This window comes from uncultured Jatrophihabitans sp. (genome assembly GCF_964244045.1).
Classification (GTDB): domain Bacteria; phylum Actinomycetota; class Actinomycetes; order Mycobacteriales; family Jatrophihabitantaceae; genus Jatrophihabitans.
Map to the genome: position 1 here is coordinate 1 of NZ_CAXTHK010000055.1, position 14,518 is coordinate 14,518.

Consider the following 14,518-nt stretch of genomic DNA (forward strand, 5'->3'; position numbering starts at 1 on the left):
GCAACCGCGGCCTGATCAACACACCCCGAGAGTCAACCGAACCCGGGGCAGTCCCACACGCGCCTTGGCCTACCTAGGCGCACACGCCGCGAACGTTGAGTTCTGGCCTCAGCTGACCACACCCACGGGATGCCTCTAGCCAGCTACCGCTCGCCCCGGCAAAGGAGCCAGACAACCTCCGCCAGCGTGCGAGCGGTGGCATCAACGCGGCCCAGACGGAGCGCAGTCTGCCAGCAAACGGGTCTGTCCGATGACGGATCCGCTTGTGGGACGACCCAAGCTGCATCGTTCCGTTGGAGGTCGCAAGGCTGTGGCTCCGCCACTCCCCCAGGCCGGCGGCCGGTGATTCTCAACTATCCCGTCTGAACGGGCCAAATTCTCAACAATTCTCAAATCGGTCGTCTGTTCTCAAGTTAGGTCTCAGCCAGCACTTCACGTTCGAAACGCGGAAAAGTATTCGAATGAACTCTAAAGACTCTAAAACCCGCTCTGGGAGGCGACTGACTCGCGTGCCCATATGCGGGAGCATCGGCGTCCGCAAGCGGGCCTAGCTGACTCGTTTCGGTCCACGGAGGATGAAGACAATCAGTCCCACGGCCACCAAGACGGCTGCGATCAACCACGAGAGGCGATCGTCACCGTCGTTTCGCATCCAGGTGACGATGTGGCTCGTCGAGTGGCCGGCGAGCAGCGCGACCGACGTATATACGAATGCCGGGGTCCAAGCCAGCCTCGAGTCGACGAACGCGGCGACCAGGAGGACCGATCCGCAGAGCCCGAGCAGGTCCCGCAGCAGGACGGTGGCCCCCGCGGTGTCTGGGTTGGACCATAGTCCGACGCCGAGCACGGCCGCGGCGATCACGATGTAGCTGATCGCGTGGGCAGCTCGGAATGCGGTCTTGGGAAGCGCGGTGCTCGTCTCGATATCCCAGTCAATGGGCGGCAGGGTTGCCGACAGCAGGGTCGCTCCGAACAGCGCCGCGAGGAGGGTCGCCGGTATCCGGTTCTGGGGTTGCGGGGTCAGGCCGCGGTCGAGTAGCAGGGCGGTCTGCCAGACGAGGACGCTCAAGATGATCAGGCAGAGGGCCACGAGTGTGATGTTGCGTGACCGTGCCCAGAGGGCGGCGATTCTCATCGGAGGGCGTCGAGCGAGGCAGTGCCGCACTTCCCACTGCTCACGACGCTGAGATACCGACTGATTCGGCTTCCCGCAGCCGCTGGTGTCATCGAGCGGAGGCCGTCGAGCAGCCCTGCGTTCGGGTCGCCGGCTACTGCGCCGTCCTGTCCGCCGGTCAGGTAAGCGCTGACGGTGGCCCGGGCGAGGGTGCCTTGGTAATTCTCGTGTTTGAAGTCGCATTCGGGAAGGGCGTTGCCGACGACCGCTCCACGGATACTGCGCGCTCCTGAAGCGCTGAGACTGCCGGTCAGAGTGACGTCGTGCGAGGCCGAGGGCATGGACAACGTCAGCGATCCGCGTGGCGTCGGAATATGGAACGGTCCGCTTTCGGCCACGGTCGCCGGCATGACGAGCGAAGCGGGCAATCGTGCGTAGGTGGTGGTCACCAGATCCCGGATCTGCCCAGCCAGGTGCTGGTGCTCTCGAGTCAGACAGATACGAGGCCCGGTGCCGGTGCAGACGAGTTGGTTGGCCGAAGGGTCGTAGCCGATGACGGAGTTCAGGCCGGAGGGCAGCAGCGCGGCCGAGACGACGGCGGCAACGGCGATGGGAGCAAGCCCGAGCCAGGTCCGGCGGGCACCGGCGACGATGAGCAGGCCGGCGGCGAGCCCGACCAGCCAGACGCCCTGGCCAAGGGCACCGCGGTAGTCGATGCGTTGGAACGGTCCGATGGAGGCGTTCGCGATGTTCCAGGCGGTCGGCAACGATGTCGGCGGTTGGCGTTGCAGGGTGAGTACGCCGATGTAGGTGGCGATCCCAGCCACGGGTGCGAGCAGCATCCGTCCGACCGCGTTGCTGATGGTGCTGGCCAGGCGGCCGATTGCCAGGCCCGCGGCGGTGACCGCGCCCAGGCCGAGGACCGCGAGGATGACGTCGAGCCACCAACGGCCGCCGACGTAGGAGGCGTGAGGTGCGACCAGTAGTGCCGCGAGTCCGCCGGTGATCAACAGCCCCAGCGACGCGGCCAACGCGAGCGGAATGCCGGTCGCGACCAATCGGCGCCACCGCGGGCGGGGGGTGCTGGCCAGCAGATCGATCATTCCGCGGCGCCGCTCGCGCGAGCCCAGCCACACGCCGGCGGCGACGATGAGCGCTCCGCAGGCTGCGGTGGAGTCCCGTAGCGCCTGGCCGACCCCTGGCCAGGACGCCGCCCAGTCCGCGGGGTGTGCTGAGAGCAGAAGGGCCGACTCGACCGCGACCAGCAGGATCAACAGCGGAGCGAAGCCACGCCGGGCCTCAATGCTCACGACACGCGCGGTCATCGCAGCGCGCGGTGATCGCGAAGCAGCGTGGTGTAGCCGCGTTCGATGGCGCTGTCGCCAGCGCTGTCGCCGGCCAGTGCCGCCATCTGGTCGGGATGACCGGTCCAGACGGCGTGGCCGTCGGCCAGAAGGAGAACCGAGTCGCAGGCTGCTGCGACGTCCTCGACCAGATGGGTGGAGACGACGACGCAGGTGTCGCGCCCGAGTTCACGCAGCATCTCGCGAAACTCCACCCGGACTTCCGGGTCGAGCCCGGCGGTGGGTTCATCCAGCAACAGCAGCGCGGGATCGTTGACGATGGCTTGGGCGATGCCTGCGCGGCGACGCATGCCCCCCGACAGCGAGCGCATCTTCTCCCCTGCACGATCGGCCAGTCCGACTCGGGTCAATGCCCGATCGACCGCCAGCCCGATCGACTCCTTCGGCATCTCCTTCAACCACGCGAAGTACTCAACGAACTCCGCGACGGTGAACCTCGGGTAGTAGCCGAAATCTTGGGGCAGATAACCGAGCTGGCGACGGATGGATCGCACTGACTTGGTGTCTCGTGGGTCTTGTCCGAAGAGGGTCAGCTTGCCGGCGCTGGGATTGGCGATGGTGGCCAGCACCCTCATCAACGTCGTCTTGCCCGCGCCGTTCGGGCCGAGCAGCGCGTGCACGCCGAGTCCGAGGTGCAGGTCCAGACCGTCCAGGGCGGTTCTGTTGCGGTAGGTCACGGTCAGCCCCCGGACGTCGACCGCGTCCTCGGACAGTGTCGACGAAGGCGGAGATGGCAATGAGGGGGTGGTCACCAGGACTCCAACCGCAGGAACGAGCGTCGCCGAAGCAGTAGTAGTAGCGCCGCCGTCACGGCTGCAGCAACCCAGATGGAACAGGCATCGCTGGTGAGCACGAAGGGGTGTCGCGCCGCTGTCACCGCGGGAGTGACCACGGCCGCGAACCAGCTGATCGCGACCGCAGCGGACGCCTTCGTCACGCCGATCACGCTGCCCAGCAGCAGAGCGGTGAGCGTGAGCGCGACGCTGGGCAACAACCACAGGGCCGGGGCGGCACGTCCGGTCGCGGCGCCGACGATTGCCGCCGCGGGAAGACACACGGCGAGCACGCCAGTCGTGCGCAGCAGCACCAGTTCCAGACCTGCCAACGGTGTTGTCGAACTGATCTCGTGGGTCGGGTCCAGCAGCGGCCCGTGGGTGATGGCGACACCGCAGAGCGGCAGCACAGGGGCAAGCAAAAGCAACAACGGGGGCGCTCCGACGGGGCCGAGTCGACCAGCCACCGTCGCCAGCGCCAGCAGCCCGGCGAAGGCCGCGATCCACGGCAGCCGCAGTCCGGGGCCGGCGATCGCGCGCCAGCGGTGGCTGGTGCTGGCGATCAGGGTCGACGGTGAGGTTTCTGCCTCCAGCGCGGTAGCCAGGGACTGCCAGCCGGTCTCAACGGCGACTCGCAGCGGCGCAAGATCTGTGTAGTCGCGGACGAGTTCGCGGCAACGGGCGCAGGCTTCTAGATGGCGCTCGATCGACCACGCTTCGACATCGCTCGTCTGCGCCGCCACGTAGTTCTCGATGCCCGAGCTCGGTGGATGCCACGATGTGTCGCTGGCCGGCGTGTGGATTGTCATGTCATTGCCTCCCGTAGGCGCAGTCGGGCCCGATGCGACCAGGTCTTCACCGTGTTCTCCGGCACGCCCAGCAGCGTGGACGTTTCGCGGACACTGAGCCCGTCGATGACCGTGGCCTGCAAGACCGCGCGCATCTGCGGCGACAAAGTCGCCAAGGCCGCAACGAGCCGGGCATCGATGAGCTGGTCGAGCACGATGTCCTCACTCGAGACGCTCACGTCCATGTCGAGCGGTTCCAGCACTTCGGCTTGATAACGCGCTCGACGCCTGAACGCATCGATCAGCCGGCGGGACGCGATTGACCAGATCCACCCCGGCGCCGACCCGGACGCTCGATAGGTTGCGGCCGCGCGCCAAACCGCCAGGAAGGTTTCCTGGACGACATCGGCGACGATCTGTTCATCCGCGGATCTGCGGGCAAGCCGCGCGAACAGCCACGGCGCGTTGCGCCGATACAGCTCCTCGAACGCAGCGCGGTCCTGGCGGGCGACCAACGCCAGTAAGTCGGCGTCCCTGTCGCCGTCACCGGCTTGGTTACCCACACCCACTCAGACGCGGCGCGTCACCGATCGGTTTCACCGCTTGATGAAGCGTGGCCGCGAACGGCAAGCAAAGGTGCAGCAAGCTGCTGCACATCGCAAAGATCGTCCAGCATTGTGATGACCGCCGAGAGACTCCCGGCGATGACAGTCACCGTAAGCCGCCGAGGCCGGGCACGATGTCGTTCAGCGCGTAGGTCAGCGGCTGTTCGAGCTGTTCGTAGGTGCATGACTCGGGGGTGCGGTCGTCGCGCCAGCGGACGAAGTGGGCCAGGTGCCGAAAGCGGGTGCCTTCCATGTGCTCGTACTTGACCTCGAGCACGCGTTCGGGGCGCAGCGGCACGAAGGACAGGTCCTTGGTGGCGTTCCAGCGGCTGACGTTGCCGGGCAGTCGCTGCCCCGCGTGCGCCTCGGCGTTCGCCCACTCCTGCCAGGGGTGGCCGTCACTATCGACGGCCAGCAGCGGCTCGAGGTCGTCGACAAGTTCGGCGCGGCGCTTGGCTGTGAAGGAACCGACGACGCCGACGTGCTGGAGCTTGTTCTCTTCGCTGTAGAGCCCGAGCAGCAATGAGCCGACGAGTGGCTGCGCTTCGGTGGAGGTCTTGTGCCAGCGGAACCCGGCGAGTACGCAGTCGGCCGTCCGGACGTGTTTGATCTTGAACATGGTGCGCTTGTCGGGCTGGTAGGTGCCGCCAAGGGGTTTGGCGATCACGCCGTCGAGGTGCGCGCCCTCGAGCTCGACGAACCAGCGATTCGCGACGTCGAGATCGGTCGTAGTCGGCGTGAGGTGGATCGGTGCTTTTGCCTTCTTGAGCGCTTTCTCGAGCGCAGCGCGCCGTTCGCTGAACGGACGTCCGGTGTAGTCGTCGTCGCCGAGCGCGAGCAGGTCGAAGGCGACGAACGAAGCGGGCGTCTGTTCCGACAGCATCGTCACCCGCGACACCGCAGGGTGGATGCGCTGCTGCAGCGCGTCGAAGTCCAGCCCGTCGGTTGTTGCGATTACAATCTCGCCGTCGAGCACGCACCGCTCGGGCAGTTCGGCTTTGACCGCCTCGACCAGTTCGGGGAAGTAGCGCGTCATCGGCTTCTCGTTGCGGCTGCCGAACTCGACGTCGTCGCCGTCTCGGAAAATTATGCAGCGGAATCCATCCCATTTGGGCTCATAGGAGGCGCCGGGCGGGATGGTTGGCACGGACTTCGCCAGCATCGGCGAGACCGGCGGCATCACAGGCAGCTTCATCGGCTCATTGTCGCGTGTTGTCCGCGAATGCGTTGTCGCCTTGATCCAGACGACGCAGTGCCTCGGCCCGACGGGCCCGCAGATGCTTGAGGCTGTCTTCGAGCCCGGCAACCTCGCCGAGCCAGACCTTCTGCTTAGCTTCGCTCAGACGCTGCTCGGCGTTGTCGGTCATCTCCTCGATGCGGCCGAGTTGTGCCGGGTCGACCCGCAGGAACCGGCAGCGGGTGCAGACATGTTCGTGGACGCACGGGGTGCCGTAGGGCCGGTGGCACTCACCGAGCGCGACCTGGCGCAGCGTGAAGTGCTGCTCGAACTCCGCCCATTCGTCCGGCTCGGCGAGGCGGTCCTCACCGAAGGGTCGAAGCTCTCGTCGGCGCTCGATGAACGCCTGGTGCGCGGTGATGATGTGCTCGGGGAACACCGCGGTGTAGCCGCGGGTGGTGTCGAGGTTGAGGTGACCGAGCAGTGCCGCGGCGATGTGCAGCGGCAGACCGCCGTTGACGGCGTCGGTCGCGAACAGCCGGCGGAAGTCGTGCGGGGTGAACCGCACGGGTTGACCGGCGTCGGTGACGCCGGAGATCACGGCCAGATGGTTGAGCAGCTGGCGCACGTAGCTCATCGACAGCACCTCCTGGCGGGTGCCGATCGGACGGGAGAACAGGTGCGGGAACGGCTCGCCGTGCGTCTTCTCGTAGTTGTCGTAGCGGATCGAGAGCGGGACGCGGTCCTGGCCGGCCTTGGCTCGACGCAGCACGGCCAGCAGCACCTGAACCAGCTCCGGGCTCATCGGGATGAGGCGCTCACAGTCGGTCTTGCTCGGCACGATGTGCAGCAGCGGGACGAGCGTGCCGGTGCTCTGCGAGGTGTAGTGGCGCAGCGACAGTTGCGTCAGCTCGGTGAGTTCCTCGATGCGGATGCCGGTGTGTCGCAGCGTCTCCACCACCGCCCAACCCCAGAATCCGTCGTGCTCGGCGGCGGTGACATCGATACGTCGATGACGTTGCCGAATCCAGTCCGGCCGCGGCTGTCCGTCCGCAGAACGAACCCAGACCCGAAGCCGCTGCTGATGCGCATATCGCTCGGTCGGTGAGTCGCGGACGAACTCATGTCCGTCGAGCTCGAATCGTTCGCCGTCTTGGCAGGCCGCGGCGAGCTCGAGGAACCGGCTGGTCCGCTGCTTCTGCTCCGCGGCGGCTGTGACCAGCGCCGGCAGCAGCGGTGTCAGCATCCGGGTGCGATCGTGCATTTCGCTCTTGCTTCGTCGTTTGGCCTTGGAGACAGCCCTGCTGACCGAGCGCGGGACCGGGCACGGCGCAACCCACACACCCCACCGGACCGGGTCGTCGTGGGACCACTCGGCCAGATCTCGATAGAACCCGCGGATCGCGAACAGCACCGAGTGGGTCTCTCGGCGTGGGCTGCCGTCCATGGTCAGGGCCAGCCGCTCACGCCACGCGGTCGCCACCGCAGGCGACAACCGCAGGTCCGCCTGCTCGGGGTTGATCTGCACGACGTTGCACCAGAACAGCCGCACGAGCCGGTAGGCCAGGCCCTCCAGCGACCCGTAGTCCATGCCGGGCCGGATCTCGTCGAGGTAGTCCACGAGCAGGTCGCGCACGCCGCAACGAGCGATGCCGTAACGGTCCACCAGGGTCGCGGTCGAGTGCTGACGGGTGTTGCCCTTGGCTGACCACGTCGCTCGCAAGGTCCGCGCCTCACCGGCCAGGGGCGCCAGCTGCACTAGCAGTTCCCAGAGTAGGTGTTCGCGGCGGTGCCGGCCGGAGGTTTTCACGATGTCGGCGTAGTGCAGCAGGTCGTCGCCGGTGATCTGCTCGATCGCCTTGCCGGTGCGGATCATGATCCTTGCGAGCCCGGCCTCGACGTCGCGTTGTTGCCGCGGCAAGCCCCGCTCGTAGGCCGGTAGCCGGCGCAGCGCGTCGAGGTCCGGGCCGCCGGCGGCGTGCAGGAACGCTTGAGTGTCCAGCTTGCGCTGCGAGTCCAGCAGCCAGCTGAACGACGGTCGCAACACTCGAGCCTGCAGCAAGGTGTTCATGCCGAGGACCGGGATCGACCGCTCACCCGGGGCGGGGCGCTGGAACTGGTCGGCCCAGGTGCGCGCTGCGGCGTCGTAGCCGCTGGCCAGCCAACGCTGCTCCCAGGTCTCGCCCGGGTAGGCGGCTAGCTTGTTCAGCACCATCCGCGCGGCGGGCTCGTGGGTCGCTGCCAGCGGGTCAAGCGGATCTGACACGAGCTCGGAGATCGCCGCGGAGACTTCCTCGATCGAGAGCCGCTGCATCCGAGATGTGGGCGAGTCGGCGGGCGCCGCCGGCGGCGGCTGACCCGCGTCGTAGGCCCACAACGGCCGGACCATCCCCGACGGACCGAACCGATCATCGGCGGCAACGGGCGACAGATACGGCGACTCGGGCCGCGACAGCAACTTGATCGACGGCATCGAGGCGCTGCGAGTCACCGCAGCCTGGTCCTGAGCGTTGCTCCGTCGACGCTCACCCGTCACGAGGGCAGCCCCAACAGTTCCCGCACCGCATCGGCGTCGTAGGCGGGCTCGATCGTCGGGCCAGGAGCTGGTGGGCGGGCGTAATGCTCCAACACCTTGCCGACCAGGTCCTCGAGCCGCGGTTGGGTGTAGATCTGGGTCGTCGTGATACTCGCGTGCCGCAGGATCGTCTGCACGTCCACCAACGTGAACGCCGGATCGGCCAGCAGCCGCGCCGCCGCGGTATGCCGGAAGTCATGCAGCGACCAGTTCGTCCCCAGGCTCGTATTCGCTCGCCGCAACACGGCCCGCATCGCGTGATAGTTCAACGGCGCAGGGTCCGCGCGCCGCGTCCACCACACCGGCCCGCCCGGACTCATCGGCGGCTGCTCGCCCAAGTAGAGCGCCAGCCACACGAACGCGTCCACCGAGGCCGGCACCGTCTCGCGAAGCCGGCTGCCCTTACTGGTCACCGTAATCGTGTACTGCCCGGCGTCCAGGTCACCGTGCCGCAGACCGAGCAGCTCAGAGGCACGCACTCCGGACGACAGATAGAAGCTGACCAGCGCCCGGTCACGGCTCGACCGCAACGCGTTGAACAGTGAGTCTGCAGCGTCGTCCGGGATGCCCCGCCACACCGGCCGAGGCGTCTTCTGCCGGTAGTTGGCCCGCCGATGGACGACGAAGTCCTCCATCGGGTTGTGGTGCGCGTTCGGCCGACCGCGCACACGCGTCCGCTGCGCCGGCACCGGGTTCACCAGCGGTCCGAGGTCAGCCGCGCAGGCATGGTCGTAGAACCCGAACAGCACCGACAGCTGGTGATTGATCGTCCGAGCGGCGTAGCGCGATGTCAGCTCGACCTTGCCGGTCACCGGATTCACCGAACCGGCCGCCGGCCCGTCACTACGACGACGCAGCCGCTGCGGATTCGGCGCCTCTCGCAGGTGTTCGACGAACGCCCGGACATCGACCCGTTCCGCGCGCTCCCACCCGACCAAGCGGTCGTGCAGGAACCGGAACCACCGCAGCAGGTCGTACCCGTAGCTCCGAAGCGTCAACGGGCTGCAGTCCGACGCCGCCAGCTCCCGCAGGTACGACGACGCCGCCAGATGCTCACCCTCCGGAAAGATCACCCGCCACGGCAGTCCCGACGTCGATGACTCCACCCAACCGAGCACGCCCACGTCCGCAGCCTCCTTCCGGTAGGCCACCCACCCCAGGAGGCACGCCGAAGTTCAGTCAACTGGTCGAACTCTGATTTTTCGAGATGGTGAGGAGGTCGAGTTCGGCAGCCGCAACGAGAAACCGATGACCCGGTACTTCCCCGAACTGGTCGAGGCGGTGAAGGCCGAACTGCCCGATCGATGCGTGCTGGACGGTGAGATCGTCATCGCCACCGGCGACGGACTCGACTTCGAGGCCCTGCAGCAACGCGTGCACCCGGCCGTGTCCCGCGTGACGATGCTGAGCGAGAAGACCCCGGCCTCGTTCATCGCCTTCGACCTGCTCGCGCTCGGCGACGAGGACTACACCGGCCGGCCGTTCGCCGAGCGACGCGCCGCGCTGCAGGGCGCCCTGGCCGACGCGAAGGCACCGATCCACCTCACGCCAACGACCACCGATCTCGACGTCGCGAACCGGTGGTTCGTCGAGCTCGAGGGCGCCCATCTCGACGGCGTGATCGCCAAGCCCCTGAACGGCACGTACCAGCCCGACAAGCGGGTCATGTTCAAGATCAAGCACGTGCGGACGGCCGACTGCGTGCTCGCCGGCTTCCGCTGGCACAAGACCTCCACCGAGGCGCAACCACTCGTCGGCTCGCTGCTGCTCGGGCTCTACAACAACGAGAACAAGTTGCAGCACGTCGGTGTCGTCGGCGCGTTCACCGCGAAGCGACGGGCCGAACTCGTCGACGAGCTCGAACCGCTGCTGGCCGTCGATGGTGACGGCCACCCCTGGCAGGAGTGGGCGAACGCCGATGCGCACCAGAGCCAGCGGCTCCCCGGCAACGTGTCTCGCTGGAACGTCACTAAGGACCTGTCATTCGTGCCGCTACGTCCCGAGCGGGTGCTCGAGGTCACCCGCGCGAGGCGAACCCGGAATGGATCGCTGCGGCCGTCGACGCATATCGCCTACACGTCGAACCGAGCGAGGAGGAACTCAACCGACTGGAAGCGGTGATGTACATCCGCACGCTGTACCTGGTCTGCTTCGGCTACCGACGCGCCATCACCAGCGGCGTGCCCTACGACGAATGGTGGTTCATCGAACCACCCGAGTACTACACCTCCACCGCCGCCGCAGTCCGCGCCGCATTCGACCGGTAGGACGCCCGCCCCCGAGCTCACCGCGATCGCCACCAGGAATGAGCCCGCCCGTCAGCCGACCCGCCAACGGGCGATCCGAGCTCGCCAGCAGAGATCCAACGCGCACGCAGGGCCGCGTGCGGCGATGCGGATCGAGGATCGAGGTGTGCGCGGAGAAGCTGCGTCTACTTCTGCCAAATCGAGACGTGCGAGCGGCTGTCGGAGGTGAACGGTTCCCGGTTCCAGCCGGCCCAGCGATCGCGTAGACGTAGACCGGCGAGCTGCGCCATCAGGTCGAGCTCTGAGGGCCAGACATAGCGGAACGGGACGGTTCGGTACTCACCGGTGCCATCGACGTAATGTCCGCTGTACCGCTGGCTGGCGTGGTCGAAGCTATAGCTGCCCGATGTGCTCGGGGCCGGCCCGGTATCCCTGCACATCCTGCCCTTTCGGCAACTGGCGCAGGGGCGGGATGTTCGTCTCGACGACGAAGCAACCGCCCGGGCCGAGGTGTGCGGCGACGTTACGGAAGCACGCCACCTGCGCCTCCTGCGAGGTCAGATTGTTGATCGTGCTGAACACCAGGTAGGCCACTGTGAACATGCCGTCCACGGTGGTCGTGGCGATATCGCCGATCGTCACGTCGATGGCCTCGCTGCCCGGCTTGGCCCGTAGCTGCTCCACCATCGCCCGGGACAGCTCAATGCCGACCACCGGCACTCCGCGCCGGGACAGAGGCAGCCCGATCCGCCCCGTGCCGATCGCCAGCTCCAGTGCCCGCCCCTCACCGGCCAGCTCGGCGAGCATGCTGACGGCCGGATCGATCGCGCCGGCCGCGAACATCGGGTCGGCCGGGTCGTCGTAGCGCGGCGCCACGCTCGCCCCGAAGTACCCGTCGGGATCCGCTTTCGGACAGCACGGCAGCAGCGCCAGATCCCACCTCGCCGCTGAGCCGGTAGGGGTGACGGCGCGAGGCACCTCGGTTGAGGGCAAGCTGGCATTCGGCGCTGCCATGATCATCGACGGTGGCGCCGTTTGGCGAGGGCGCAGCGGATGAGGTACGGCGGTGTGGGCGGCATCCACCCGAGCTGCAGACCTTGGCCGAGGTCGTCGCGCACCGCCCAGTGCTCGGTAACCTTTGCGTCGACGACGTGCTGCCAGTGCGTCTGGCGGACCGCGAACGACCTGCCGGTGGGTGCCCAGACGCGATCGAGTTCGCCATCACCCGTATAGGTCACGAAGTCGCCGGTGTGCCAACCGCTCATCGTTGCGTCGATGACCACGAGATCGTCCTGCACGACGACGTGGTGCAGCTCGTGGGACAGGTCGGCGAACGCCGAACGCAGCCAGAGCGCGGTCGCGTGGAACCCGTCTGGCCCCCCGACACGGCACCCGGGCGGCTCGATGATGTCCTCCCTATTGACGGCGTCGCGAGCGATCACTGCCTCGAAGTCCGTCAGATCGCCTTCCGCCATGATCGACAAGCTGCGCAGCGCGACGTCACCCGTCGCAGAAGTTGTCAGGGACATGGCCACCGCTTTCGATAAAGTGGGACAGTAATGAAAGATGGGATGGCTTCGATGCCAGACGATGTCAACCCTGCCGCCGCACGCCGGCCGGCAACGGACAGGCGCTCCTACGACGTCAGTCGCCGACGCGAACGGGCCCGCGAAAGGCGTCGGGACGTGGTGCACGCCGCCCAACACCTGTTTGAGGAACGCGGTTATACCGCCACCACGATTGTCGACGTCGCGCGCGCGGCGGGGGTTTCTCCCGAGAGCATCTACAAGAGCTTCGGCAGCAAGGCCGCGCTGCTGAAGGAAGTCTTCGACGTCGTGATCGCCGGCGACGACGAGCCGGTCGCCGTGCCCGACCGCGCGGAGGCCACGGCGATTCGGGAAGAACCCGACCTTCGCCGGAAGCTCCTCATGTACGCCGAACAGGCAGCTGTCCGGGCACAGCGCTCGGCGGCGATTCAGATCGTCATCCGCAACGGTGCCGCAAGCGACCCCGACCTGCGCCGGCTCTGGGACCAACTCGCCGAACAGCGTCTGACCGGCATGGGAATGCTGGCCGGCCATCTCGCGACCACCGGCGAACTACGAGCCGACCCCGACGCAGCGCGCGACGTCCTTTGGACCTGCATCTCGGTCGAGATCTACGACCTCCTCGTGCTCCAGCGCGGCTGGAGCCTTCCCACCTACACCGACTGGCTCGGTAGAACCCTCGTCACCCATCTCCTCGGTGGCTAGTCGGTGTCCCGCAAGCGGACCCGGTTGCCGTGGACGTCGCCCACCTGACACCGCGGATCAAGGCGTCGTTCCACAAGCGGATCGTCTCTCGGTCACCGGGACATCGCTGGGGGACGAAGCGGCTGACGGCCTTCGCGGTGGACACTGTTGACGCGGCCCTGTAACCAAGGAGCCGATGCCGGACAAGTGATGGTTGTGACAACAGATCAAGCTCGGTTCGAGGCGCTCTTCACCGCGCACTACGCCTCGATCATGCGCTACGCAGCGAGGCGCGTCGGCGGCGAGACCGCGCAAGAGGTCGTGAGCGAAACCTTCTTGCTCGCCTGGCGCCGGCTTGACGACGTACCGGGCAACGCCCTGCCGTGGCTCTACGGTGCAGCCCGTCGGATCGTGGCGAATGAAATTCGGCGCCGTTCCCGCGCGATCCGCTTGGGCGAACGCGCTGCGAATTCCAGATCCATTCCCGACCGCGACCCCGCGGAGGTCATCTCTGATCGACTCCGCGTTCGTGCGGTTCTTGCTGGACTCTCCGAGCGTGACCGTGAAGTGCTCATGCTCGCTGAGTGGGAGCAACTGACCACTAACGAAATCGCTGCTGCGCTGGAGTGCAGCCCAGCAGCAGCCAAAGTACGGCTCCACCGAGCCAGACGCCGGTTCGCTGACCTCGTCGGGCACGACTGCGATGACATCGACATCCCGACCGCCATTCCCCACGGAGGCACCGCATGACCAGCAGTCTTCGCGCAGCAGATCCCTACGCCGACGCCCACTACGACCCTTCCTCGCCCGACGCCCGCAGGATGCTCGATGACATCGTCTCCACCTCGCGGCAGCCCCCCCAAATCCATCCCGTGGCTGCGCGACGGAGAGTCCTCATTGCGGCAGCCTCTGCCGCGGCAGCTGCGGCAGCGACCCTCCTCGTGCTGAACGTCGGAGCAAGTGGGGACCACAGCACGCAAGCATTGGGACCGGCGGGTTACCGCGTGACGACCCGATCCGATGGTTCGGTGCAGGTAACTGTCCGATGGAACGAAGTGAAGGATCCCGCAGCGCTGCAGGCCTCTCTCGACCAGGCGCAGGCGCACACGAAGATCTGGGTGACCGATACCCAGGTGACGAGCCAGTGGTGCCGAGGAACCGTCCGTCCGTTCACCGGCCAGCTGGACCGCAACGTGGTGCAGTACAACGCACCCGGGGGCACCAGCGGACTAATCATCCGCCCGGAAAAGTTCCCCGCCGGGGTCACCCTGCTTATCGCCGTGCAACTGTCGACGGGCAGCCAGACCGGTGCCACTGGCGCGCCCGGCACGGGAGTGGCGATGGCCGGGTACGGAACCACCTGGGCCGTTGGACCTACAGCCGACTGCAGCTGATTGCTTGGTATCCGCGGTTGACCATTGCCTCGACCGGCTCGAGCTGAACTGTTGGTTCGGACGGGGCGTGAGACCCATGGGATCCGCCGCTCCTTGATTCCGGCCGATCTTCGTCGACAGGTCGCGGGCCCGGGGCTCACCTCGATCAGCAGCAGACGGACCACAGCCAGGAAAGACTGGCGACCGCCCGGTAGCGGATGGCGAGTTCAATCGGTCGTCGCAACGCCCGTCCTGATGCGAGGTGTTGTGCA

At 67.1% G+C, this 14,518-nt stretch carries 13 protein-coding genes and 2 pseudogenes; 5 read left to right on the plus strand and 10 right to left on the minus strand.

Features of this window, described 5'->3' with window-relative positions:
• Positions 1-547: 547 nt before the first annotated feature.
• From ACFFC4_RS21185 to ACFFC4_RS21220, 8 genes are all read right to left on the minus strand, one after another.
• The gene (locus tag ACFFC4_RS21185) at positions 548-1,090 is read right to left on the minus strand and encodes a hypothetical protein (protein WP_375504580.1); all 543 of its coding nucleotides are present in this window, start codon (positions 1,088-1,090) and stop codon (positions 548-550) included.
• Positions 1,091-1,131: 41 nt separating this feature from the next.
• Positions 1,132-2,439 carry a hypothetical protein gene (locus tag ACFFC4_RS21190; RefSeq protein WP_375504582.1) on the minus strand — a complete coding sequence of 436 codons (1,308 nt, stop codon included), beginning with the start codon at positions 2,437-2,439 and terminating at the stop codon, positions 1,132-1,134.
• Complete coding sequence (locus ACFFC4_RS21195; protein ID WP_375504602.1) at positions 2,436-3,191, minus strand: ATP-binding cassette domain-containing protein; 756 nt, start codon at positions 3,189-3,191, stop codon at positions 2,436-2,438. Before ACFFC4_RS21195 ends, ACFFC4_RS21190 begins: the two co-directional genes overlap by 4 nt.
• A 35-nt stretch (positions 3,192-3,226) precedes the next feature.
• Positions 3,227-4,060: a hypothetical protein gene (locus ACFFC4_RS21200; protein WP_375504584.1), complete on the minus strand. Its 834-nt coding sequence runs from the start codon at positions 4,058-4,060 to the stop codon at positions 3,227-3,229.
• Positions 4,057-4,554: an RNA polymerase sigma factor gene (locus tag ACFFC4_RS21205; RefSeq protein WP_375504586.1), complete on the minus strand. Its 498-nt coding sequence runs from the start codon at positions 4,552-4,554 to the stop codon at positions 4,057-4,059. Before ACFFC4_RS21205 ends, ACFFC4_RS21200 begins: the two co-directional genes overlap by 4 nt.
• 196 nt (positions 4,555-4,750) lie before the next feature.
• Positions 4,751-5,839, minus strand: coding sequence for an ATP-dependent DNA ligase (locus tag ACFFC4_RS21210; protein ID WP_375504588.1), 1,089 nt, complete (start codon positions 5,837-5,839; stop codon positions 4,751-4,753).
• Between the two features lie 4 nt (positions 5,840-5,843).
• Complete coding sequence (locus ACFFC4_RS21215) at positions 5,844-8,312, minus strand: tyrosine-type recombinase/integrase (protein WP_375504590.1); 2,469 nt, start codon at positions 8,310-8,312, stop codon at positions 5,844-5,846.
• 41 nt (positions 8,313-8,353) lie between these two features.
• Positions 8,354-9,520 (minus strand): tyrosine-type recombinase/integrase, encoded by a 1,167-nt coding sequence (locus ACFFC4_RS21220; RefSeq protein ID WP_375504592.1) that lies wholly within the window; start codon positions 9,518-9,520, stop codon positions 8,354-8,356.
• 64 nt (positions 9,521-9,584) lie between these two features.
• Between ACFFC4_RS21220 and ACFFC4_RS21225 the strand changes: the two are divergent.
• Positions 9,585-10,517: pseudogene (locus ACFFC4_RS21225) on the plus strand (ATP-dependent DNA ligase); the annotation flags it as partial.
• A complete protein-coding gene (locus tag ACFFC4_RS21230) occupies positions 10,517-10,663 on the plus strand; it encodes a hypothetical protein (RefSeq protein WP_375504594.1) in 147 nt (48 codons plus the stop codon). The pseudogene ACFFC4_RS21225 and the gene ACFFC4_RS21230, both read left to right, overlap by 1 nt.
• Before the next feature lie 164 nt (positions 10,664-10,827).
• On the opposite strand, the pseudogene ACFFC4_RS21235 reads toward ACFFC4_RS21230, so the two are convergent.
• Both ACFFC4_RS21235 and ACFFC4_RS21240 read right to left on the minus strand, forming a co-directional pair.
• Positions 10,828-11,485, minus strand: a pseudogene (locus ACFFC4_RS21235) (class I SAM-dependent DNA methyltransferase).
• A 173-nt stretch (positions 11,486-11,658) separates the two neighbouring features.
• Positions 11,659-12,171 carry an ester cyclase gene (locus tag ACFFC4_RS21240; RefSeq protein ID WP_375504596.1) on the minus strand — a complete coding sequence of 171 codons (513 nt, stop codon included), beginning with the start codon at positions 12,169-12,171 and terminating at the stop codon, positions 11,659-11,661.
• A gap of 156 nt (positions 12,172-12,327) precedes the next feature.
• Between ACFFC4_RS21240 and ACFFC4_RS21245 the strand changes: the two genes are divergently transcribed.
• The 3 genes from ACFFC4_RS21245 to ACFFC4_RS21255 all read left to right on the plus strand — a co-directional run bounded on the left by ACFFC4_RS21245 (position 12,328) and on the right by ACFFC4_RS21255 (position 14,267).
• A complete protein-coding gene (locus ACFFC4_RS21245; RefSeq protein ID WP_375504598.1) occupies positions 12,328-12,894 on the plus strand; it encodes a TetR/AcrR family transcriptional regulator in 567 nt (188 codons plus the stop codon).
• 189 nt (positions 12,895-13,083) lie between these two features.
• Entirely contained in the window at positions 13,084-13,623 is a 540-nt protein-coding gene (locus ACFFC4_RS21250) for an RNA polymerase sigma factor (RefSeq protein ID WP_375504604.1), read from the plus strand.
• A gap of 305 nt (positions 13,624-13,928) precedes the next feature.
• The gene (locus tag ACFFC4_RS21255) at positions 13,929-14,267 is read left to right on the plus strand and encodes a hypothetical protein (RefSeq protein ID WP_375504600.1); all 339 of its coding nucleotides are present in this window, start codon (positions 13,929-13,931) and stop codon (positions 14,265-14,267) included.
• Positions 14,268-14,518: the final 251 nt, after the last annotated feature.